The sequence below is a fragment of the Cupriavidus necator N-1 genome (genome assembly GCF_000219215.1).
In the GTDB taxonomy this organism is placed as follows: domain Bacteria; phylum Pseudomonadota; class Gammaproteobacteria; order Burkholderiales; family Burkholderiaceae; genus Cupriavidus; species Cupriavidus necator.
In genome coordinates this window covers 144,288-167,844 of record NC_015724.1, presented here as the reverse complement: position 1 = coordinate 167,844, position 23,557 = coordinate 144,288, and the positions used below count along the sequence as shown (strand labels likewise).

Genomic DNA, 23,557 nt, shown 5'->3' with positions numbered 1-23,557 from the left:
CCGGCAGTTCACTGAGGCTTTCGGTCAGCGCAAAGCCTCGCGGCGATCTGGCTGAGCGCCGGGCTGCCATCGTCTTGACTTACCTTGGCGCCCCTTTCGTGCGGCGCCCGATTGCCCAATGGCGGCCCGATCCGTGCCGAGCTCGTGCCCAACGTCGGCTCAGAACGGAGTCGTCTGCGACGCGGACCCGTCTGCCTGCGTCCACCTGATCAGCAACAGCCCGTCGTCGGTTTCGCACAGGCGGACGCAAGATTTGGAATCGTCGCGCTCAAGCGGATCGACACCCCGATCGATGTCATCCAGCCAAGTGGTCAACGCGTCGAACGTCAGCTCGATTTCCCACGCGACCGCCATCTCGAGCACTGCGGTTAGCGTCGACTCCCGGACCCACTCGCAGCAGGTCCAGACGTCCTGATCGGCATATAGGTAACCCGCCGGCGCTACCGCTGCATCCCGTGTATAGCGGATGAGGCCCAAGTCGCGCATCGCGTGAGAAACGCTGCAGAAGCGCTGCCGTTCCTGCTCCGCCTGCCGATTGGAGAGCGCCAGGTCCGAACGGCCCCAGCCGAGTTGAAGTTCGTTGAGCGCGATATCGTATGGGCAGATCAGGCCCCAGCGGGGCCCCTCCTCTGGGTGCACGTTGACCCAGCGGGAGAGCCATCCCGCCTTGGTCAGCCTCCACCGACAGCGACAGGTGCCATGGCGAGTCTGCCGGTCCTGCATGGCATGCAGGCGCGTGACAAACGAAGACGGATTCGCCGAAGCGGCGTTGATGCGTATATAGAAGTGAAGAACTTCGGCAAAGCTGAGGTGGCACAACCTGAGGCGGCCGAGCTGGATTTTCGCTTGTCGCGCAAACGCGTGGCTTTCCAGACTCCACCGATCACCGGCTTCGGTCAGGAGCGGCTCGATGTCCTCGGGCGGGGGCTCAAGCGTGCGCAGCTGACCGAACGCTTGGTCGAAGGAGACGGCCCCCGGCATGCCATCGTTGCCCGACGACCAGATCTCGCCGAGCGACATGCGCGCGGCAGCGACGCTCGCCCGTGCGACCCAGCCGGCGAGCGACGCAACACGCCCCTGCTCTCGGGCGGGAAAGCCGGCATCAATGCCGTGCGGCCACGTCCTGCAGCGTTGCCGCATCACGAACTCCAACGCGCCCACGCGCTGCGACACGTGGCTGGCGGTGTGCTCCTGCGCCCAGGTCGTTTTCAGCTCGCTCAGGTGAAATGGGCACCGCGAAAGCCACCCAAGCTGATGCAGGTAGCTGTGGTAGCCGTGCTGCACACAGGTCTCGCAATAGCGGATGGCACCTCGCTCGCGACTATCGGGAGGTGGGCCATAACGGCCGACATCGATGAAGCGTATGGAAGGCGAGAAAACGTCTTCGACAAGCGGCGCGGTCTCACCGAGCACGGACGCCAGGCGCCTGATTTCGTCGATCGGAAGCGGCGTGTTGCTATCGGGCTCCACACTCAAAAACTCCGCGCATTTTCGGACGTTGATGCCATTCAGTGCGCAGAAGCGGGCGACGAACGATAGCCTCGACTCGTACGAACGGAGGTTTCCCGGCCACCAGTTCACCGATGGGTAGGCCGCCATGTCAACTACCCGTCGAGATGATCCTCATGTGGTCCGGGAAGTTCGCTTTTGCGAATTCCTGCAACCAGTTCTCGTAAGACGTCACGTCAACCCAGTCTCCGCCATGCGCCAGCTGGAAAAGCATCGCCTCGGTTGCCCTGGCGATATGCTGCATCGGGAACTCGAGATGACGGCGCGCAGATTCGGGCGAGAGTTCCACCAGCGCTTTCCACACCAGCGCGGCACAGTCTGCAAGGCGGTGCCCTGTCGCGAATTGAACCGGCGCGAAATACTTCAGGTATGAAACGCCGCTGCCCGGTGGCCATTCCGAGTCGATATCGTAGCCGTTGAGCACGTATGCGATTTCTTCCGGCGAACGCAGCCCATGAAATCGCGCATGCGCGGCCATAAAACGTGCTGCCAGGTGAGCGTTGCCGGTGATCGCCATATACTCGTGACGATAGTTCAGCTGGTGCGAGCCGACGGAAAACACGCTCAGCAGGTAGCCCTCGTAATCAAGGTCATTCTGAAGACCGAGCAACCACTTCCACTCCCGGAACGTCAAATCCTGCGCTTCGTCGATGGTCAGTACTACATAATTACGCTGCGCGTTGTTCGCAATGGCGATGAAGCGTTGCCTGCACAGGTGGATCCCTTCCGCTCTTTTCGGTGGTTTCGCCGGGTTGGCGAATTCGAAGTTCGAGGCGAGTAACAGCTGATGCCAGAATCCTGCTTCGCTTGTCTGGCTGTCCGGACGGCGATTCCACACCACCAGCGGTACCACGGCGTTAAGGCGTTCCTGCAGCACCTGAGCGACGTACCATTGCACGCAGCGAGACTTGCCCAGCCGTGATGCACCATATATATAGCCGCCGGGGCGCTGCTGGTCGATCCATTCGCCGAGCTGTTCAATCATCTCGTGCATGGGCGGCGTATATACTGCGTACTGCTTCGTCACGATGCAGTGTCGCGGATCGATGCGCTCGGGCAGAGGGAATCGCATGACCTACCCCGATTGCGCCATTCGACGTGGCGGGAGCATGGAGCCCGGCGTCGCGGGCTCAGTTTTGATAGCCCCGTTAGGTCGCGCTGGCTTGTTGCTGGTGCCACCGTTGCGCGAACCTCTGCTGTCCTTCTGTTTGGCACGATCCATCGCAGCGTCCAGCATGGCAGCGCCGATCGACGGATCCGCTGCAGCAACCAGAATGCGTCGCGCTTCGAGGTAGGCCGGATGGACGGGTAAGCGTTTGTGCGCTTGACTCTCCACAAAGCGCATGAAGATTTCAATGGCGTCTGCGCCCGCTGGGATAATCAGTTGTCCGTGCGAGCAGGCCTGAGAGATTGCAGCGCGAACGGCAAGACTATGGGGTGAAATGTTCCAGGGCGGCGCTGCCCGCAGTACACCGAGTGAGATGCCGTCAAGCGTGGAGGCGAGCGCTACCCGGCAATCATCCTCCTTGTGACAGACCACCCAGATCTCGGATCCCACCAGGTCGTGCCGGTTGTGCAGCACCTCGTTGGTGTAGCGGCCGTAATAGAACTCCACGTACGGGGCGCGCCCACTCGCTGCTCCGCCGCGCACGATGCAGCGCTTGCGGATGCTGAATAGCGCTTCCACAACGGCGGGATCGACTCGGCGGAAGCTCTGCTGGGCGTGGTGGTACAGGAAGTTCGCGTATGCGAGCGGCGTGCGGTTGCCAATCCCGCTGTGCGGTGTTGCGTTGTAATTGGCGATGAGCACGTCCAGCAGCTCTTCCGCATATTCGTACTGGAATCGGCTTGCCAGCGCAACGTCTTCCGGCTTCCGGCCCTTACGGTCCTGAGGCTTGGCGCCGGTGGTGTTGGAAAGACGCTGAAAGCCCTTCCCCGCCAGATTTCGAAAAAACGCCTCGATGAAGGGCCGGTCGTCCTTGCTTCGACGTTTCGAGAACGAGGTTTTCGGCTCAAGCAGCGTCGCGCGAACCGTATCGCGCAACGCGTCGCGCACGTGCTGACAGGTCTCGGCAAGGGCACCGTCTACGCTGGTCTCATCCCAGCACAGTCCGACGAAATCGTCACCCAGCACCGACAGAAGCCCGGCATCGGGCAGATACGCCCTGTCGCTGAAGCTTACCGGGCGCGCACACCATTTTCCCAATGCCCGCTTCAGCGCGCGCAGGACATCATCCTTCGAGACTTCCCGTCTCATGCTGAAGTAGTAGCCGAGCACCGCGCGCGACATCACTTCAAGTATCACGATGACCCAGAGACGATGAACGATCTTCTCCCGAAAGCCGCCTCCCATCAGGGGAAGCGACACGCAGAAACGTCCGTCCAGCTTGTGCGCATCCATCTCGACGCGCTGCATGAACTTCTGAACCGGCCGTCCGGTTCCGTCCCCTGTCTTCAGCTTTGACACCAGGTCTGGACCGCCGCTCGCCGCCGCCAGCGCTCGTGGGTTGGCCGACAACACCTTGTCGATAAACCGGCCAATCGAGACGTATCCCAGGGTCGCCGTGTTGAACGGCCACTCGTTTCGCTGTTCACATCCAAGTTCGCGGAGCTGGTCGAGAAGCCACCCGCAGTGACGTCTTTTCGACTGCCGGGTTTCGACCAGCCGCTTGCCTGATGCGCTCGCGAGAATACGCGCTTCGAATGCCTGGCGAAGCTCCGGCTGCGCATCAAGGAGCGCCTGCAGGGCACCAACGGCGCCGCCGCCGAACTGACTGACATGGATCTTCCGATGGCGCCGGTAGTGCTTGATCCGGGTCCACGGAACCAGCCCGCGCCAGCCGTAGGGCCGCCCGTCCGGATGCGTTTCGAGGCAACGTTCGCGGATCAGTCGATAAGCCTGTTTTGCGCCAAGTGAGGTGAGACGCTTGATGGTGTCGGCCGTCGCGCCGGAAAGGTACAGCGAGACCGCCTGCTTTCTCGCAAAATACAACGCGCGCCGTTCTCCTTCGAGCGCCCCTTCATCCGGGCTTGCCCAGAGCGAGGTGTCGATGGCTCTCCTGCCGATTGTGCGGCGGGAGCAATGACAGCTGTCGTCAGCGTCGCGGACTTCCATGGAGGTTCCAGAACAAATGGCCACCTTCGCCTATGGCCCGATCGCTATGAACCATAGGGCGCTATCGCGGGACTGCAAGGCAAGGAAGCGCCGGAACGTGGGCAAGGATACAATATTAGTTTAACGGTCGGCCGAAGGAACAATTTGTCTTTAAGCTTTTTAAACTAATTTTGTTACTCGACCCTCTGGTTGCCCTTATTTTCCGTGTCCATGACGGGAACAAAATTAGTTTCACTGACGCCCGTCGTTGGTTTGCACAATTTTGTTTCCGTTTTCTGCACAATTTTGTTCCGAGCCCCCTGGGCCGAAACTCTGGCGTCGATACGCCGCAAGCCAACGGCTTTCACGTTGCCCACGGTGCGTCGCGCTCAGATCCGGGATCGCCCCCGACGCACATTCGCTTCTGCCCTCGTCCACTTGATCAGCAACAGGCCATCGTCGGTTTCGCACAGGCGGACGCAAGATTTGGAATCGTCGCGCTCAAGTGGATCGACACCCCGATCGATGTCATCTAGCCAAGTGGTCAGCGCGTCGAACGTCAGCTCGGCTTCCCACGCGACCGCCATATCGAGCACTGCGCTTAGCGCCGATTCCCGGACCCACTCGCAGCAGGTCCAGACGTCCTGATCGGCATATAGATAACCCGCCGGCGCTACCGCTGCATCCCGTGTATAGCGGATGAGGCCCAAGTCGCGCATGGCGTGAGAAACGCTGCAGAAGCGCCGCCGTTCCTGCTCCGCCTGCCGATTGGAGAGCGCCAGGTCCGAACGGCCCCAGCCGAGTTGAAGTTCGTTGAGCGCGATATCGTATGGGCAGATCAGGCCCCAGCGGGGCCCCTCCTCTGGATGCACGCTGACCCAGCGGGAAAGCCATCCCGCCTTGGTCAGCCTCCACCGACAGCGACAGGTGCCATGGCGAGTCTGCCGGTCCTGCATGGCATGCAGGCGCGTGACAAACGAAGACGGATTCGCCGAAGCGGCGTTGATGCGTATATAGAAGTGAAGAACTTCGGCAAAGCTGAGGTGGCACAACCTGAGGCCGCCGAGCTGGATTTTCGCTTGCCGCGCAAACGCGTGGCTTTCCAGAGTCCACCGATCACCGGCTTCGATAAGGAGCGGCTCGATGTCCTCGGGCGGGGGCTCAAGCGTGCGCAGCTGGCCGAACGCTTGGTCGAGGGAGACGGCCCCCGGCATGCCATCGTTGCCCGACGACCAGATCTCGCCGAGCGACATGCGCGCGGCAGCGACGCTCGCCCGTGCGACCCAGCCGGCGAGCGACGCAACACGCCCCTGCTCTCGGGCGGGAAAGCCGGCATTAATGCCGTGCGGCCACGTCCTGCAGCGTTGCCGCATCACGAACTCCAACGCGCCCACGCGCTGCGACACGAGGCTGGCGGTGTGCTTCTGCGCCCAGGTCGTTTTCAGCTCGCTCAGGTGAAATGGGCACCGCGAAAGCCACCCAAGCTGATGCAGGTAGCTGTGGTAGCCGTGCTGCACACAGGTCTCGCAATAGCGGATGGCACCTCGCTCGCGACTATCGGGAGGCGGGCCATAACGGCCGACATCGATGAACCGTATGGAAGGCGAGAAAACGTCTTCGACAAGCGGCGCGGTCTCACCGAGCACGGACGCCAGACGCCTGATTTTGTCGATCGGAAGCGGCGTGTTGCTATCGGGCTCCACACTCAAAAACTTCGCGCATTTTCGGACGTTGATGCCATTCATTGCGCAGAAGCGGGCGACGAACGACAGCCTCGACTCGTACGGACGGAGGTTTCCCGGCCACCAGTTCACCGATGGGTAGGCCGCCATGTCAACTACCCGTCGAGATGATCCTCATGTGGTCCGGGAAGTTCGCTTTTGCGAGTTCTCGCAACCAGCTCTCGTGGGAGGTCACGTCGTCCCAGTCTTCGCCCCGCGCCAGTTGGAAGAGTATCGCCTCGGTCGCTTTCGCGACATGCTGCATTGGAAACTCGAAATGCCGGCGCGCAGATTCGGGCGAAAGCTCCATCAGCGCTTTCCACAGCTGCGCCGCGCATTCGGCGAGCCGGCGCCCTGCCGCATAATCCGCCGGTGCGAAGTACTCCAAGTACGGAACGCCGCTGCTTGGCGGCCACTCGGAGTCGATATCGTAGCCGTTGAGCACGTACCCGATCTCCTCGGGGGAGCGCAGGCCGTGGAAGCGCGCATGCGCTGCCATAAAGCGCGCGGCGACGTGAGCGTTGCCCGTGATGGCCATATATTCGTGGCGATAGTTCAACTGGTGTGAGCCGACTGAAAATACGCTGAGTAAATAGCCCTCGTAATCGAGCTCATTTTGCAGGCCGGCCAGCCATTTCCACTCCCGCAACGTCAGGTCCTGCGCTTCGTCAATAAGCAGCACCACGTAGTTCCGTTGCGCGTTGTTCGCAATGGCGATGAAGCGTTGCTTGCACAGGTATATGCCTTCGGCTTTCTTCGGTGGCTTTGCCGGGTTGGCAAATTCGAAGCGTGAGGCGAGTAGGAGCTGGTGCCAGAATCCCGCTTCACTACTCTGACTGTCGGGGCGGCGATTCCACACCACCAGGGGCATGACGGCCTTGAAGCGCTCCTGCAATTCGTTTGCAACGTACCACTGCAAACAACGGGACTTGCCCAGGCGTGACGCGCCATAGATATAGCCGCCGGGGCGCTGCTGGTCGATCCATTCGCCGATTTGCTCGATCATTTCGTGCATGGGCGGTGTATACACCGCGTACTGCTTCGTCACGATGCAGTGCCGTGGATCGATGCGCTCGGGCAGTGAGAAGGACATGGCTTACCTCGACTGCGCCATTCGACGCGGAGGCAGCGTGGAACCCGCAGGAGGCTTCGGCGGGTCCGCGGCGCCAGACTGCGCGCGTCTTGCCGTCGGCTCCTGCGCGGACCCCTTGCTATGGTTCGAAGAACTGCTGCCTGCCTTGGCCCGAGCCATTGCTGCATCCAGCATGGAAGGCCCGATTGATGAATCGGCTGCGGCTGCCAGTATGCGCCGTGCCTCGAGGTAGGCCGGATGGACCGGCAAGCGGTTGTGCGCCTGGCTCTCCACGTAGCGCATGAAGACATCGATGGCGTCGACGCCTGCCGGGATCGCAAACTTTCCGTGAGAGCACGCCTGGCAAATTGCAGCACGTAGCGACAGGCTGTGCGGCGACATGTTCCAAGGCGGTGCTGCCCGCAACACGCCGAGTGACATACCGTCCAGCGTGGAGGCAAGCGCCACCCGGCAGTCATCCTCCTTGTGGCAGACCACCCAGATCTCGGATCCGACAAGGTCGTGCCGGTTGTGCAGCACGTCGTTGGTGTAACGGCCGTAATGGAACTCAACGAACGGGGCACGCCCGCTCGCAGCGCCCCCGCGCACGATGCAGCGCTTGCGGATGCTGAATAGCGTGTCCACGACAGCGGGGTCGGCTCGCCGGAAGCTCTGCTGGGAATGGTGGTACAAGAACTTCGCATACGCGAGCGGCGTGCGGTTACCAATCCCGCTGTGCGGTGTCGCGTTGTAGTTGGCAATGAGCACGTCCAGCAGCTCTTCCGCATATTCGTACTGGAATCGACTCGCCAGGGCGACCTCTTCCGGCTGTCTTCCCTTGCGGTCCTGGAAATTGGCGCCGGTGGTGTTGGAAAGACGCTGAAATCCCTGTCCGGCCAGATTGCGGAAAAACGCCTCGATGAACGGACGGTCATCCTTGCTTCGACGTTTCGAGAACGAGGTCTTCGGGTCCAGTAGCGTGGAGCCGACGCTGTCGCGCAGCGCATCCCGCACGTGCTGACAAGTCTCGGCAAGCGCACCATCTACGCTGGTCTCGTCCCAGCATAGCCCGACGAAATCGCTACCCACAGCGGAAAGAAGCCCGGCTTCAGGCAGATACGGCGTATCGCAAAAACTGACCGGGCGCAGGCACCATCTGCCCAATGCCCGCTTCAGCGCGCGCATGACGTCATCTTTCGATACTTCCCGTCTCACGCTGAAGTAGTACCCTAGCACCGCGCGCGAAACGACCTCCAGGATCACAACGACCCAGAGACGATGAACGATCTTCTCCTTGAAACCGCCCCCCATGAGGGGAAGCGACACGCAGAAACGTCCGTCTAGCTTGTGCGCGTCCATCTCGACGCGTTGCATGAACCTCAGCACCGGCCGCCCGGTTCCGTCACCGGACCTCAGCTTCAAAGCCAAATTCGGCCCGCCACTCGCCGCGGCCAGCGCCCTTGGGTTGGCCGACAGCACCTTGTCGATATACCGACAGATCGAATAGTAGCCAAGGCTCGATGTATTGAACGGCCATTCGTTTCGCGCTTCGTACCCGAAGCTACGCAATTGGTCCAGAAACCACGCGCAATGACGCCTTCTCGACTGTTTAGTTTCGACTAGCCGCTTGGCTGAGGCGCTCGCAAGGATACGCGCCTCAAATGCCTGACGAAGCGCCGGCTGGCAGTCCAGCAGCGCTTGCATCGCGCCCGCAGCGCCGCGGCCGAACTGGTCGACATGGACCTTCCTGCTACGACGGTATGGCTTGACTCGGAGCCATGGTACAAGTCCGCGCCAGCCATAAGGACGCCCGTCGGGATGCGTCTCAAGGCAGCGCTCCCGGATGAGACGATAGGCCTGTCTTGTGCCAAGCGACGTCAGCCGCCTGATGCTCTCGGCCGAGGCACCGGAAAGATACAGCGAAACCGCCTGCTTTCTCGCAAGGTACAGGACGCGTCGGTCACCAGTAAGTGCTCCCTCGTCGGGGCTGGCCCAGTGGGAAGTGTCGACGGTTCGCCCGTCTATCATCCGGCGGGAGTAAAAGGAATTGTCGTCAATGCCCTCTTCCATGCGACGCTCCAAAATGGGCTGATCGCCCAAGAGGCGATGGTTGTAAACCATAGGGCACCTTCGGGAGAAATCGCACGACGAGCATGGAACAAACGTTGGCGAAGATACAAAATTGCTTCGAGTGTTCGCCGGAGGAACAAAATGGTGCAGAATTTTGTGAAGTAAATTTGTTCTCGCACGCCCGGGCTGCGTCGCTTTCACGGCCACGTATCGGATACAAAATTGTGCAAACTAACGCCCCGGCCGATTCCCCGCCCATGGAACTCCTCCCCCTCGAACCCCTGCCAACCTCAGCCGCGGCGCCGCCCACCCCGCTCGAGCGCCTGCACTTGCCGCCCGCGCTCTCCGGCGCCGCCGGCAGCAACCGCGCGCCCGCCACGGCCACCCGCATTGCCGCGACCAACGACCTGGCCGCCGTCACCGCCTGGCTCGCGCGCTATGCCGACACCCCGGCGACCGTGAGCGCCTACCGCCGCGAGGTCGAGCGGCTGCTGCTGTGGGCCGTGCTGCAACTCGGCAAGCCGCTGTCTTCGCTGACGCACGAGGACCTGCTGGTCTATGAACGCTTCCTGGCCGACCCGCAGCCGGCCGCGCGCTGGGTGCTGTCCGGCAGCAAGAAGCTCGCCCGCAGCCACCCCGACTGGCGCCCGTTTGCGGGGCCGCTGTCGCCCGCGAGCGTGCGCCACGCGATGGTCATTCTGAATGCCCTCTTCGCCCGGCTGACCGAGGCCGGCTATTTGGCCGGCAATCCGCTCGCGCTGGCGCGCCGCCGGCGCGCGCCGACCCGGCCGCGGATCACGCGCTACCTCAGCCACGATCTGTGGAATGCAGTCAAGGCCACCATCGAGGCGATGCCAGCCGCGACCGAACGCGAGCGCCTGCATGCCGCGCGCTGCCGCTGGCTCTTGACCGTGCTCTATCTGGGCGGGTTGCGGGCGGCGGAGGTCACCGGCACGGCGATGGGCGCGTTTTTTTGCCGGCGTGATGCCCAGGGCGTCGAGCGCTGGTGGCTGGAGGTCACCGGCAAGGGCAACAAAACCCGGCTGGTGCCGGCCACCGACGAGCTCATTGCCGAACTCGCGCGCTACCGCCGCGCCCACGGGCTGCCGCCCACCCCGCACCCCGGGGAAACGCGCCCACTGCTGCTGCCGGTGATCGGCCGTGAGACGGGTCGCGACAAGGCCCTGTCACGCGGAGCGCTGCACCTGATTCTGAAGGAGGTATTCGGCATGGCGGCAGCGCGCCTGCGCGCGCGCGGGCCCGAGTGGGAGGGTCAGGCTGCGGTGCTGGCCAGCGCCTCGGCGCACTGGCTGCGCCATACTGCCGGCTCGCACATGACCGACCAGAAGGTCGACCTGCGTTTTGTGCGGGACAACTTTGGCCATGCCTCGATCGCGACCACCAGCGGCTACCTGCACAGCGAGGAGGACGCGCGGCACGCGGCCACGCAGGAGCGGCATCGGATTGGGTGGGCCCAAAAGAGCTAACGCCGCCAGCCTTCTCCGCGATTGCGGCAAGCCAGCTTAAGGCATGCGAACTGTAGTTTCACGATCTTGAAATTACATCCCAGCCTGCGCTCGCATCAACCGGGCGGGAGCAGATCATCTGAGCAAACGACACGCGACCGATCAACTGCTCGATCGGGTAGCCGCGGTAGCGGATTTCGCCCGGACGCATATCGATGATTTCGGTGCGCCACCAGTCTTGTGACAGGCGCTGGTCCGGATCCGTTGTGTTTTCCCCGGGATTCATGACTTCCTCAGCACCGCTCATACTGCACGCTCCTCGCTGAGTTGGTCGATATCGGAATCGCTATAGCCCAGACTGCCGAGCACTTGGCGGGTATGCTGACCAAGTTCGGGTGGCGGCGTGTCCACAGCCGGTGCTTCGCGGTTGACCTTGAAGCCGGTACGCACCACGCGGATGTCGCGACCGACGCCTGGAGCATTGGGAAATACGCCGATCATGCCGCGGTCGCGCACCTGTGGGTGCGCTAGCGTGTCGGGTACGCTTAGGACCGGTCCCGCCGGAACGTCGGCCGCGTTCAGCAGGGGCCACCATTCCATGGCGGGTTTCTTCACCAGCTCAACTTCCAGCGCATCGGTCAGGGCAACGCGATTTGCCAGGCGGCCCTGACGCTGAGCGAAACGTTCGTCAGTGGCCAGTTCGGGCCGGCCAACCACGCGGCACACGGCCTCGAATTGCTCCTGCTTATTCGCAGCGATGTTGAGCAGCCCATCGCCGGTGCGGAACGTGCCGGACGGGCTAGCCGTCATGTTCTCGTTACCCATTGGCGCCGGCGTCTTGCCTGCGATCAGGTTGTTTGAGACCACCCAGCCCATGGTGGCCAGCGTGGCGTCCAACATCGATACGTCGATGAAATAGCCCTCGGTGCGCTGGTGGTCAGCGAGCGAAGCCGCCACCGCGAAGGCTGCGGTAAGGCCGCCGATAGTATCCGAGACCGGATAGCCAACGCGGTAGGGCGCGGTCTGTGAGTCACCCGTGATGCTCATCACCCCGGACATGCCCTGGATGATCTGGTCATAGGCGGGAAGCTCTGCGAGCGGACCATCTTGGCCGAAGCCGGAGATGGCGCAATAGATTAGTCGCGGATTCTCCTGCTTCAGCATCTCGTAGCCCAGCCCAAGCCGATTCATCACGCCGGGTCGGAAGTTCTCCACTACCACATCGGCGCTGCACACCAGCTTACGGAATACCTCCTTGCCGCGCGCATGCTTCAGGTTGATCGTTATCGACTGCTTGCCGGGGTTCTGCGCCAGAAATGACACGCCCATCAAGCGCTGATTCAGTTCCGGGTCGGCACCCAATTGGCGGGCCAGGTCACCGGTGCCAGGCGTCTCCACCTTAATGACTTCGGCTCCCATATGGGCGAGTTGGTGGCAGCAGAAGGGCCCGGCCAGCACGTTGGTGAGGTCGAGCACGCGGACATTGCGCAAGGGCTTTTGCATAACTGGTCTCCAATGTAGCGGAGTTAGGGGTAGCCGCCTTTTGTGCGAAATCTGGCGGGTTGCGAAGAGCGGGGCGGCGTTCCATCTTGACGACAAGCGGTCGTTGAGCCATTGGCCGCACATAGCCGCTGTCGGGCAGTAGCAATGGCCGTTCGGGTCTCGGTTACAGTCTGGCCACGAGACGCATTTGGCAGCATCGGCACTGTTGCGCAATTCCAAGCGGCGTTCAGTAACGGTGGCAGCATTCCTCAACACGGAGACCCAGGGTTCGGCCGACCGCCGTACTTGGTCAGTCGACTAACCATGCTCGCATTCACCGCGACGGATAGAGGTGAGCCGAGATGTTGGAACTCTTCGCATCCCTGCCCAGAAGAGAGCGCGTATGTCACTCGTTTGGTTGCCGTTTGCGGCCATCATGCATCTTGAGATATGCCGCTCTGGGACCACGCCCAACTCAAGGGCAGCGCCAAAACATATCAACAACTCACGCCCGGTGAATGAAGTCATCCACGCATCGAGTATGGATTCAAGGCGTTCAGCATATTCATGTCTATGGCCGGCACACTGTGCAAGCGTGCGCTTTTCCGCTTCGCGAGCAAGTGCGCGCACTTCCCACATCAGATCGCTCAATCGAGACTGCGGCGTGTAAGACCGGTTAACGACCCGCATCGTTTTGCCACTGCTCAATGTCATGACGGCTGAGGAGTAGTAGTTTCAATGAGAAGTTTGTCGAGAACGCGTCCGAGCATTCCACCCGACTTCAACCATTCCGCTTCCACGGTAGTATCGATCCGGCAAACAAGCTTGAGGCGTTTCACATCTGTGCCATCTGGGGCGCGAATCGTGAGTTCGAGTTCTCCGCCCAGGCGTAGCGCCTCGGGCAGGCCGACCATATCGAGTGTCTCGCCTCCTGTAAGCAAGCTACCAAGGTCTTCTTGCGTCTCTAGCGGCAGTACGCCGAACGCTACCAGGTTGGCGCGGTGGATGCGCTCGAAGCTCCTTGCAATCACCGCACGAACGCCAAGCAGGCGCGTCACCTTCGCGGCCCAGTCGCGAGCGGATCCCCCTCCGTAGCGCTCGCCCGCTATCACGATAATCGGAACCTCGCGATCAGCGTAGACCCCCGTAGCCTCATGAATCGGGACGACATCCCCATGGGGGAGAATTCGTGTGAAGCCACCTTCGACCTCGGAAAGGAGGCGGTTGCGGATGCGTGGGTTGGCGAAGCCTCCGCGCAACATGACTTCATGGTTTAGCCGCCTGGCGCTGAATGTTCCGTGTTTGGTCGCTGGAACGTCATGTTCCTGAAGCCATCTACCGGCAGATGAATCGGCTGGGATCCGGGAAACCGGGGAAATATGATCCGTGGTCACCGCATCGCCAAGAATGAGCAGCGGCCGGGCTCCCACGATATCTGATGTAAGCAATGGCCGTCTAACGGTTGTTTCGAGGAACGGCGGGCGGCGGATGTACCCCGCGCGAGCTTCCCATGGGTATTCGTCCCCAACCGCGCTGGGGAGCGCGTCCCATTCCGCCGTTCCCAACTGCCAAGCTCGCCGATTCGCAGCGAAGTGCGATTCGAGCCGGACCCCCTCCAATGCTGCTCGCACTTCCTGAGGGTCAGGCCAGATATCGGCCAGTTGGATGGGGGAGCCATCGGGCGCAGAGCCCAGCGGGGCAGATGATAGATCGACGGCGAGATTGCCCGCCAACGCATAGGCCACCACGAGCGCGGGCGATGCCAGATAGGCGGACCGGACGGCCGGATGGATTCTTCCCTCGAAGTTGCGGTTTCCGGAAAGAACGGCGGCAACCGACAGCTTCTCGTTCTTCACGTAGGCTTCCACGCCGGGATGCAGAGGCCCAGAGTTTCCCATGCAGGTGGCACAGCCGTGACCGACAACGTGAAAACCCAGCGTGTCGAGATGTTGCTGCAGTCCAGCAGCGCTGAGGAGTTCGGACGCGACGCGGGAGCCCGGGGCAAAGGAGGTCTTGACCCATCTGGGCACATGCATGCCCCGCGCGACGGCATTCCTTGCCAAGAGTCCCGCCGTGACGAGGGCCTCGGGATTTGAAGTATTCGTGCACGAGGTAATGGCCGCAAGCACCACGGCGCCATGCGTTAGGCCTTCTCCCATCCCCGTGTGCTCGATCGTGGCCGGCACCTCGCTCAGGGTGCGGCGCTGTTGAGGCAAAGAAGGGCCAGCGACCGTTGGTTCAACTGAGCCGAGATCGAAGTCGATGACCGCGGTGAAGCATGGCTCGGGATCTGAGGCCACTCGGTACGTGCCCTGCGCTCGGAGGAAGTTTTCTACCCGCGCTAAGTGTTCCTGAGGCCTGCCGGTCCAGCGAAGGTAGGCTAGCGTTTGCGCGTCCGGCGGGAAGTAGGCCATGGTCGCGCCATACTCGGGCGCCATGTTGGCGACGGTAGCTCGATCGGGCACGGACAGTGTGCCTAGCGCAGGCCCACAGAATTCCACCACCCGTTGCACAAGGTCGTGTTCCCGCAGTGTGGAGGTTAGCGTGAGGGCCAGATCACTTGCTTGGACACCTGGCCGAAGGCTGCCATACAGGCGCACCCCAATGACATCCGGAATGCGTATGACGGTCGGCTCACCGAGCAAGGCTGCTGTCGCATCGATACCGCCAATGCCCCAGCCGAAGATCGAAAGGCCGTTGACCATGGTGGTGTGGCTGTCCGTGCCGAGTACCGAATCGAATCCCAAGAGTTCGGGGTCATCTGTCGTGTTCGTGCTGACGAGGTCGGCAAGCACTTCGAGGTTGAGCTGATGACAGATGCCGATGCCAGGAGGCGCGATGCGAAGGTTGGTGAACCGCTGGGCCGCCCACTTGAGAAATTCATATCGTTTGCCGTGCCGCTCGAACTCAAGCTGAAGGTTAGCGGAAAGGGCGGCACGCGTGCCGGATGCGTCCACCTCCACGGCGTGGTCGACGATCAGATCTGCCGGAAGCTTCAGCGTGATACCGGTGCCGCGCTTCGCTCGCAGCTCCTCATCGAGCGCAGCCAGGTCGGCGAGAACTGGAAGACCGGCCGCGTCCTGCATCAGGACACGGCCGGGCATGAAGCCAACGCTTTTGGTGCTCGACCCGGTGAGGGTCCACTCCCCGAGCGCCTCGATATCCTCCTTGCGTACAACATCGCCGTCTTCGTGGCGAAGCAGATGTTCGGCCAGCACCCGCAAGCTGTAGGGCAGCCGAGTAAGCGCGCCGGCGCCGTTCTTCTCTGCTTCCACGATGGACATGCAGAAGTAGCCTGGCATGCCCGGAAGCGCTGTCCGACATCTGAAGCTGTTGCGAGATAAGCGCATGAATTGTCTCGTTCTGTTTGGTACGCCTGGCCGTGCGCAGGCCAGGCACTCGCTGATGCGGATTTCGCGGGCAAGCGCGGGCCCGACACCAGTGAAAACGCTGGCGTCCCCGTATGCCTACGTCTGGGAAGAAAAATTACGCGTGAACGCCGACGTCCAACCCGAGGAAGCGCTCCAGTGTGGTGGGATCGTCGTCCAACGCCGCCGTTGGCCCTTCGAACACCACGTGGCCTTCCTCCAAAACGTAGTGTCGCGACGCCAGCGCTCGGCAAACGGCGAAGGTTTGCTCCACCAGCACGATCGATACGCCGGAGCGACCGACACTTGCAATCAGCTCGACCAGCTCGTCCACGATCACCGGCGCCAGCCCCTCGGTCGGTTCGTCCAACAGCAAGACTTTCGGGCCCTGCATCAGCGCTCGCGCGATCGACAGCATCTGTTGCTCGCCGCCGGACAGTGCGCCGCCAAGGTTCTTCCGCCGCTCCTTGAGCCGAGGGAAGCTCGCGTATGCGCTCTCCAAAGTCCACGCGGAGTGCTTGCGCCTGGCGATCTTTAGATTCTCCTCAACCGACAGCAGCGTGAAGATGCCTCTGTCCGCCGGCACGAGCGAGACGCCAAGGCGCGAGATTTCATCCGACTCAAGATCGCTAATGTCGACACCGTCGAGATGGACCGAGCCCGCGGTCTTCTCCAGCACGCCGACGATGGTATTCAGCGTGGAAGTTTTTCCCATGCCGTTCCGGCCCATAAGACTGACAACTTCTCCGCGACCGACTTGCAGCGAGACATCCTCCAACGCAATGCTCTTGCCATATGAAGCTTGAACGCCGTGGAGTGCTAGTAGTGGCTGAGTCATACGGAACTCCCGAGATATACACGCTTTACATTGGCGTCCTGTCGAATTTCATCAGGGGAGCCTTCTGCGATGACGTTTCCCTGGAACATGACCGTGATGCGGTCGCTGATGCCCATGACCACGTGCATGTTGTGCTCGACTAGCAGAATGGTGTAACTAGCCTTCAACTGCAGCAGGAGCTCGGAGACACGGGGGACATCCGCAAGCCCGAGGCCCGCCATCGGCTCATCGAGAAGTAGGAGCATAGGCCTGGCCACGAGGCACATTCCAATCTCCACCAGCCGCTGTGTGCCGTGTGAGAGGGCTCCCACCGGCATGCTGGCGTAGCGAGCGAGATCCAGCTCGACGAGCACCTTGTCGGCAATCTCGTGTTTGCTGGCTTCCTTGTTCCATGTGCTCCAGAAATGGAGAGACCGGCCAGCCTCGTATCCCATTGCGGCAAGGCGCAGATTGTCCAAAACCGTGCTTTCGGGGAACAGGCTCGTCACTTGGAAGCTGCGCGCCATGCCAAGCTTCACCCGTCCATGCGCTGGAGAGCGCGTAATGTTCTTGCCCTCGAACTCGATTGTTCCGCGCGTGGCAGGTAATCGTCCGCTCACGATGTTGAAGAGGGACGTCTTTCCCGCGCCGTTTGGTCCGATCAATGAGTGGAGCGTATTTGCTTTCAGGTCGAGGGCGACCTTGCCCACGGCGGTGAAGCTGCCGTAGTCGAGGCCCAGCCCTCGAGTGGTCAGGATGGTGGCTGTCATCACGCAGTCTCCTTACTACTCAGGTGCGTTCCGCTGGCCTTCCGTTTCTCACGTGACATTCGCCATTGGGAAGAGACTCCGCCGATGCCGCTCGGTGCGAAGAGGACGGTCAGAATGAGCACGAAGCCGACAATCATTTGCCACCGCGGCCACAATTGGGAAAGCTGCTCCGCCATCAAAGTCATCAGCAAAGCCCCAAAGACGGCACCCAGAAGTGATCGTTTGCCGCCGAGAATGGCCATGATCAGAATCGTTTCCGACATCATCAGGTCGATGTTCGATAGGGGCGCTGAGCGCAACTGGATTGCATACAGCGCGCCCGCCAGCGCGGTCACGGAACCGGATATCACGAAGGCGAGGAGCTTGAGCCGCCGGACGTCGTAGCCTGCCATCTGGGCGCGCGTTTCGTTCTCGCGCACTGCGTCAAGTACCCGGCCAAACGGCGATCGCACGACCCGGCGCAGGAAAGCGAACGCGAGGAAGAACATCACCGACACGACGAGATACTGGCTCTGCGATTCCGAGAGGATGCCATCCAGACCTGCACTCAAGCGAGGAATATCGAGAAGACCATTTTCGCCGCCCGTCACATCCGGAAACGATAGCGCCGCGAAGAATGCCATCTGCGCCATCGCCAGTGTGATCATGACGAAGTAGATGCCTTTGCGCCGGATGCTCAGCATGCCGATGATCAGGGCGGCCACCGCACCGGCGACAGCACAGAGCACAAGCACGCCGAGGCCCAAGTCTGGATGACTCCTTAGCAGTAGACCAGCCGCATAAGAGCCGACGCCAAAGAACGTTCCCTGCGCGAAGCTGAGCAGCCCGGCATAGCCGAGCATTAGGTTGCAGGCCGCAGCAGCGATCCCGAAGATCATCACGACGACCGCCGTGGTGGCGGACCCCGACATCAATGGCAATGCGAGGGGCAAGGCCAGCAGCGTCAGGTAGAACGCCCCGGCTGACTTTGAAATGGTATTAAGCACGGCCGAAGAGTCCTTTGGGCATCAGGAGAAGAACGACAACCATGAGAAGGAAGATGGCAAGGCGTGCTCCCTCCGGCCAGATGGCGCTCATCATGCTTTGTGTTACGCCAATGATCAGCCCGCCGACCAGCGGTCCACTGAAGCTGCCCATGCCGCCGATGACGACCACCACGAAGGCAATGACGATGGCTTCGAGGCCCATGGACGGATCAGCGCCGCGGAGGGGTACGGCCAGCCCACCGGCTAGGCCCGCCAAACCGGTTCCCAGTCCGAAAGCAATCGCATACACCCGCGACACTTTCGTGCCCAGCAGCTTGAGCATCTGCGGACGTTCGTTCCCTGCGCGGACCCTGGCGCCGAACATCGTTCGCTCGAACAGCCACCAGAGCGCCGCCCCGATTACCGCGCAAACGATGACGATGAAGACCCGAAAGCTGGGGATGGGGTACGGTCCGATCATCAGGACGCTGCTCAGTGCCTCTGGCGGCGCCACGCGCTGGGACTCAGGCCCAAAGAAATAGACCACGGTTTCGGTGAGCACGAACGTGAGGCCGACGGTCACGAGGATCTGCGCCTCGTGGGACATTTTGTACGTTCGCCTGAGCAACCAGTGCTCTGCGACCAAGCCGACACTTGCGACGCAAACGAACGAGGCGATGAGGCCCAGTGCAAAGCTCCCGGTTGCCTGGCTAGTAAAGAAGGCGGCGTAGGCGCCAACGAGAAACAAGGCGCCGTGTGCAAAGTTGACGAAGCCAAGGAGACCAAAAATGATGCTCAGCCCGACCGAAAGCAGGAAATAGATCATTCCCAGGCCGAGCCCGTTCAGGGCTTGGAAGACATAGATGTTCATGTCGACGACTCCGGCTGTGGCCTCAGGCCATTTTGCAATCCGACGCGGATTTGGGGCTGGCAGTCTTCGACGACGACAGAATGTCCACGAAGTCGTCCGCATCCTTCATGGCGGACTTCTTCTTCCCTCGGGCAAGGAAGTAGTTCTTGATGACCTGGTGGTCGAAAGGACGCACCTGCTCCTCGCCGGTCAGGCCGGCATAGGTGTAGCCCTCCAGCGCCTTGATGATGGCTGCGGGGTCTTCGCTGCCCCCTTTCCTGATGGCGTCGAACATCAGCGTGGCGATCTGGTAGTCGGCGGCCGAATAGAACCGAGGGTTCTCCTTGAACTCGCGCCGATACACGTCGAGGAACGTCTTATTACCCGGCGTATCGAGTCCGTGCCAGTACTGCAGGCCGAAATATATGTCCTCGGTGACATCGGCGCCGAGCGCCTGGAAAGTGTCCAGGCCGGAGAACCAGACAACTGCCACGGCCATGCGCTTCTTGATTCCGAAGCTGGCGGCCTGCCGGAGCAGGTCGAGCGTGTTTGCGCCGAAGTTCAGAATTACGAGAACATCGGCTCCGGAGGCCATCGCGTTGCCGAGATAGCCCGAGAATTCCTTTTCGGCAAGCGAGTGGTAGCTGTTTCCGACGAGCTCCACCTTCGCGTCCTGCATCACTGCCTTCGAGTTGCGCAGCAGCGCCTCTCCGAACACATACTGGCCGGTGATCGTATACGCCTTCTTCCATTTCGGATTCTGTTGGAACAAGGGCCGCAGGACCGTGTTGACCGCGCCAAAGGTCGGTGTGGACCACCGAAACGCGGAACGGTTGCAGTCCTTGCCCGTGACCTCATCCGCTCCGACGTAGGTGATGTAGACGCCATTCGCTTTGTTCACCTCCTTCATGATGACCAGCGCCTCCGACGAAAGGGCGGCCCCGCCGAAATGGCGTGCGCCGTCCTGGCTGATGGCCTGCTGGACCTTGCGTACGGCAATGGCTGGGTTGCCTTCGGTATCGATGCGCTTGTATTCAATAGCGCGGCCAAGGCGGGTCCCATAGCCGGTGATGGCTGCGCGTACGCCGAGGTCGCTGTACTTGCCGCTTGCTGCGAAGTTGCCAGAGAAGGCATTAATGCTGTAGTACACCAGCGGCTTCGGCTGGGCGATGGCAAGGCTAGGGAGTGCAATCGATCCCGCGGTGGCGCCTGCTAGCGACAGAAACGCGCGTCGGTCCATGGTGAGTCTCCTGGAGGTCTTATATGTCAGTAATGCTTGATTTGCCTCAGCGGTGAGAGCTGAGTGCAATGTGCTGGGCAGCTCGGCGGCCGAAGACCAGGCCCCGAAGCACGGACGTCGAGCCCGTATAGACTTGATGATAGATGCCCATGGTTTCCCCAGCCGCATACAGGCCTGCCATGACACGGCCGTCCTGATCCAGAACCTGCGCACTCTCATTGACCTTCAGGCCGCCAAACGTGAAGCAGTTAGTGGAGATAATCGGATAGGCGTAAAAAGGCGACTGGTCGATCGGACGGCACCAGTGGCTCTTGTTGATCTCGAGGCCTTTGGTGCCGCGGTGGTCCACGGTGAATGGCTCGAACGCGTCCGAGCGCTGCGGGCATGCTGCGTTGAAGGTAGCGACGGTTTGCGCGAGCGCATCGTCGGGAAGGCCAAGTTTCGCGGCGAGGGCTTCAAGCGTCTGCGCTGAGACGGGAGGCTGATCGCTGCGGATGCTAGTCTTCCAGCGCGGAATGTCGTCGACCTTGGAGTCGAAGATGACATATGAGATGCCATCCGGTTGATCCGCGATGGTGCGCGCGATGTTGTCGTAGTGGGCGTCGACGGTTCCAGGCGCCTCGTTGACAAAGCGCTTGGCGAGCTTGTTGACCAGCATGCCGTATGGGTAAATGAACACGACGGCCTCTGCCTGCTGCGAGCGGGGATCGACGGGCTCCGCGTGATAGGAACCGAATTCCCCGGCAGGAGCTGCGCCGGCGTTGAGCGCCATCTGGATACCCTCGCCACGGTTGTAGTACCCGCCGATGGCAACTGGCCGAATGTGCTTTGCGCGCGGACCCACGTACTTCGTCATCATCTCCGGATTACCCTGGAACCCGCCGCTTGCCAGGACCACGTGTTTTGCAAGCAACTGCGACCGGACGCCATCGGGGGTCGTGATGACGAGGCCGCAGGCCGCGCCATTGTCGTTGCGAACGAGGTCGGTCGCGGTAGTGCGGTATCGAATTTCACCGCCAAGTGCCAACGCCTTGGCGCGCAATGCCTCGATGATGGCGAGGCCGCCGCCCTTGGCTGCGATGCGGGTGGTGTTCTGCGTCAGCAGGTAGATCGGTTGAGGTTCGAACTTCAGGCCCAGTCCCTTGAGCCAGGAGATCGTGGGTGGAACCGAGTTGGCGAAAGCTGAGATGACTTCGGGATCCGGCAGGCTGTGCGACTTCACGAAGGACGGCCAGTTTGCATAGGAGTCGGTGAGGGCATCGAGGACATTGGGGTCGATGTTCCATCCGGCATTGTTCGCAAAGTGCTCCTCGAAATCGTCGGAGATTTCCGTGTCGTTCTTCATGCGCATGTACGCTTCGGTCCAGCGCGAGTTTCCGCCAAATTGGCTCTCATCCGAGCGCTCCAGGTTGATGACCTTGAGGCCCGCTTCCAGCGCGGTAACGGCGGCGGAAAGCCCGGCAACACCACATCCCACGATGAGAACGTCCGCGTCAGATTTATCGTTCACAGTAGCTCCTCCTGATTGCCTTGGTTGGTGCGCCGTTAGCCCAGAACGAAGGCGTTTGCCTTGGCCGGCTTGGTAGTGATCCAGACACTCTTGGTCTGGAGATATTCCTTGATGGCGTCCACGCCGCCCTCGCGGCCGATCCCGCTGCGCTTGTAGCCGCCGAACGGTGTGGTAAAGCTGGTCGCGCGGTAATTGTTCACCCACACAGTGCCTGCCTTCAGGCGGTCGGACATGTAGAAGGCGCGATGCAGGTCGGAAGTCCATACCCCGGCTGCGAGACCGAACATGGTGTCGTTGGCGATGCGCAGGGCGTCGTCTTCCGTGTCGAACGGGATGACGGCAAGCACCGGCCCAAAGACTTCTTCTTGGGCGATACGCATGTCGTTCGTCACGCCCGTGAAGATCGTCGGGGCGATGAACTGGCCTTGTCCGTAGGCATCGCCAGTCAGTGCGTGGCCGCCGAGAACGCAGTGCGCTCCGCCGCTCTTCGCAATCTCGATGTAGGAAAGGATCTTCCGGAACTGGGCCTCGGTTGCGATCGGACCAACTTGTGTTTCGTGTTTGGAGGGGTCGCCGATAACCGCATCGCTGGCAACCTTGATCAGCATCTCGACGAACTGGTCGTGCACATTGCGCTGGACCAGCAGTCGGGAACCAGCCATGCAGGTCTGCCCGGCGGCACCGAAGATGCCCGCGACGGCGCCTTTTACTGCTTGGTCAAGATCGGCATCGTCGAAGACAATATTTGCCGATTTTCCACCCAGCTCGAGCGTAACCTTCTTGAAGTCGCTTGCAGCAATCTCGTTGATGCGCTGGCCGGCAATGTCGCCACCTGTGAACGCGATCTTGGCAATGTCCTGATGGCGCACCAGCGGTTCACCCACATCTGCACCGAACCCCGTGATGACATTGACCACACCAGGGGGGAAGCCGGCTTCCTTGGTCAAGGCAGCAAGCTCCAGCAGCGATGCCGAGGTGTATTCGGACGGCTTGATGACCATCGTATTGCCGGCGGCCAATGCCGGCGCCATTTTCCAGACTGTCAGTGCGAGAGGGGAATTCCAGGGCGTAATCGCCGCGACCACCCCCAGCGGCTCGTGCTTGATGTAGTTGAAGACGCCCGGCTTGTTGATGGGTACCACGGCGCCCTGTACCTTGTCGGCCAGACCTGCGTAGTAGTGGAACCACTGGGCAACGTTCTGAACCTGTCCGGAGACTTCGGCGATCAGCTTGCCGTTGTCCCGCTGCTCCGTGTCGGCCAGGCGCGTGACATTCGTGCTGACCAATTCGGCGAGACGACGCAGAAGTGCGCCGCGCTGCGTCGCGGTGAGATCCCGCCAAGCGGGATCATCAAACGCAGCCTTGGCCGCCTGCACGGCCTTCTCAACGTCCTGGGCGTTGCCCTTCGGCACTTCCGCCCAGGCCTTGCCCGAATACGGCTCGATAGACTCGAACCACTGTCCCGAGGTGGAGTCGACCCACTCGTTATTGATGAACATCTGATAGCGCTTCACCACGTCTCCTTGTTTGGCTGTTGCAGCAACTTTAGGAGCGTTCTAAACTACAGTCAAGCGTTCTGGTGGATAGAACGCTCGTCGATTGCTGCGTGGGTGTGGTTTATGA

The 23,557-nt window shown here is 61.4% G+C and carries 17 protein-coding genes; 1 reads left to right on the top strand and 16 read right to left on the bottom strand.

Annotated features, from left to right (window positions below; genetic code table 11):
- Positions 1–159: 159 nt before the first annotated feature.
- From CNE_RS37455 to CNE_RS37430, 6 genes are all read right to left on the bottom strand, one after another.
- Positions 160–1,599 (bottom strand): hypothetical protein, encoded by a 1,440-nt coding sequence (locus CNE_RS37455; protein ID WP_013954261.1) that lies wholly within the window; start codon positions 1,597–1,599, stop codon positions 160–162.
- 1 nt (position 1,600) lies between these two features.
- Complete coding sequence (locus CNE_RS37450) at positions 1,601–2,581, bottom strand: ATP-binding protein (protein ID WP_013954260.1); 981 nt, start codon at positions 2,579–2,581, stop codon at positions 1,601–1,603.
- Positions 2,582–2,584: 3 nt separating this feature from the next.
- Complete coding sequence (locus CNE_RS37445) at positions 2,585–4,624, bottom strand: hypothetical protein (RefSeq protein ID WP_013954259.1); 2,040 nt, start codon at positions 4,622–4,624, stop codon at positions 2,585–2,587.
- A 368-nt stretch (positions 4,625–4,992) separates the two neighbouring features.
- A complete protein-coding gene (locus CNE_RS37440) occupies positions 4,993–6,435 on the bottom strand; it encodes a hypothetical protein (protein ID WP_013954258.1) in 1,443 nt (480 codons plus the stop codon).
- A gap of 1 nt (position 6,436) precedes the next feature.
- Complete coding sequence (locus CNE_RS37435) at positions 6,437–7,417, bottom strand: ATP-binding protein (RefSeq protein ID WP_013954257.1); 981 nt, start codon at positions 7,415–7,417, stop codon at positions 6,437–6,439.
- A gap of 3 nt (positions 7,418–7,420) precedes the next feature.
- Positions 7,421–9,466 carry a hypothetical protein gene (locus tag CNE_RS37430; RefSeq protein ID WP_013954256.1) on the bottom strand — a complete coding sequence of 682 codons (2,046 nt, stop codon included), beginning with the start codon at positions 9,464–9,466 and terminating at the stop codon, positions 7,421–7,423.
- Between the two features lie 257 nt (positions 9,467–9,723).
- Here CNE_RS37430 and CNE_RS37425 point away from each other — a divergent pair, with 257 nt between their 5' ends.
- Positions 9,724–10,953: a tyrosine-type recombinase/integrase gene (locus CNE_RS37425; protein ID WP_041229386.1), complete on the top strand. Its 1,230-nt coding sequence runs from the start codon at positions 9,724–9,726 to the stop codon at positions 10,951–10,953.
- Positions 10,954–11,011: 58 nt separating this feature from the next.
- On the opposite strand, the gene CNE_RS37420 is transcribed toward CNE_RS37425, so the two are convergent.
- The 10 genes from CNE_RS37420 to CNE_RS37375 form a co-directional block, all read right to left on the bottom strand.
- Positions 11,012–11,239, bottom strand: coding sequence for a hypothetical protein (locus CNE_RS37420; protein WP_013954254.1), 228 nt, complete (start codon positions 11,237–11,239; stop codon positions 11,012–11,014).
- On the bottom strand, positions 11,236–12,435 hold the full coding sequence (locus CNE_RS37415; protein ID WP_013954253.1) for a CaiB/BaiF CoA transferase family protein: 1,200 nt from the start codon (positions 12,433–12,435) through the stop codon (positions 11,236–11,238). The genes CNE_RS37420 and CNE_RS37415 overlap by 4 nt, the downstream gene beginning before the upstream one ends.
- Positions 12,436–13,124: 689 nt before the next feature.
- A complete protein-coding gene (gene acnA, locus CNE_RS37410) occupies positions 13,125–15,764 on the bottom strand; it encodes an aconitate hydratase AcnA (RefSeq protein ID WP_013954252.1) in 2,640 nt (879 codons plus the stop codon).
- A 136-nt stretch (positions 15,765–15,900) separates the two neighbouring features.
- Positions 15,901–16,620, bottom strand: a complete 720-nt coding sequence (locus CNE_RS37405) for an ABC transporter ATP-binding protein (protein ID WP_013954251.1) — start codon at positions 16,618–16,620, stop codon at positions 15,901–15,903.
- On the bottom strand, positions 16,617–17,369 hold the full coding sequence (locus CNE_RS37400; RefSeq protein ID WP_013954250.1) for an ABC transporter ATP-binding protein: 753 nt from the start codon (positions 17,367–17,369) through the stop codon (positions 16,617–16,619). Before CNE_RS37400 ends, CNE_RS37405 begins: the two co-directional genes overlap by 4 nt.
- Positions 17,369–18,355, bottom strand: a complete 987-nt coding sequence (locus tag CNE_RS37395) for a branched-chain amino acid ABC transporter permease (protein WP_013954249.1) — start codon at positions 18,353–18,355, stop codon at positions 17,369–17,371. Before CNE_RS37395 ends, CNE_RS37400 begins: the two co-directional genes overlap by 1 nt.
- Complete coding sequence (locus CNE_RS37390) at positions 18,348–19,205, bottom strand: branched-chain amino acid ABC transporter permease (protein ID WP_013954248.1); 858 nt, start codon at positions 19,203–19,205, stop codon at positions 18,348–18,350. Before CNE_RS37390 ends, CNE_RS37395 begins: the two co-directional genes overlap by 8 nt.
- A 22-nt stretch (positions 19,206–19,227) precedes the next feature.
- The gene (locus CNE_RS37385; RefSeq protein ID WP_013954247.1) at positions 19,228–20,424 is read right to left on the bottom strand and encodes an ABC transporter substrate-binding protein; all 1,197 of its coding nucleotides are present in this window, start codon (positions 20,422–20,424) and stop codon (positions 19,228–19,230) included.
- A gap of 46 nt (positions 20,425–20,470) precedes the next feature.
- Complete coding sequence (locus tag CNE_RS37380; RefSeq protein WP_013954246.1) at positions 20,471–21,934, bottom strand: FAD-dependent oxidoreductase; 1,464 nt, start codon at positions 21,932–21,934, stop codon at positions 20,471–20,473.
- Positions 21,935–21,969: 35 nt separating this feature from the next.
- Positions 21,970–23,448, bottom strand: a complete 1,479-nt coding sequence (locus tag CNE_RS37375; protein ID WP_013954245.1) for an aldehyde dehydrogenase — start codon at positions 23,446–23,448, stop codon at positions 21,970–21,972.
- Positions 23,449–23,557: the final 109 nt, after the last annotated feature.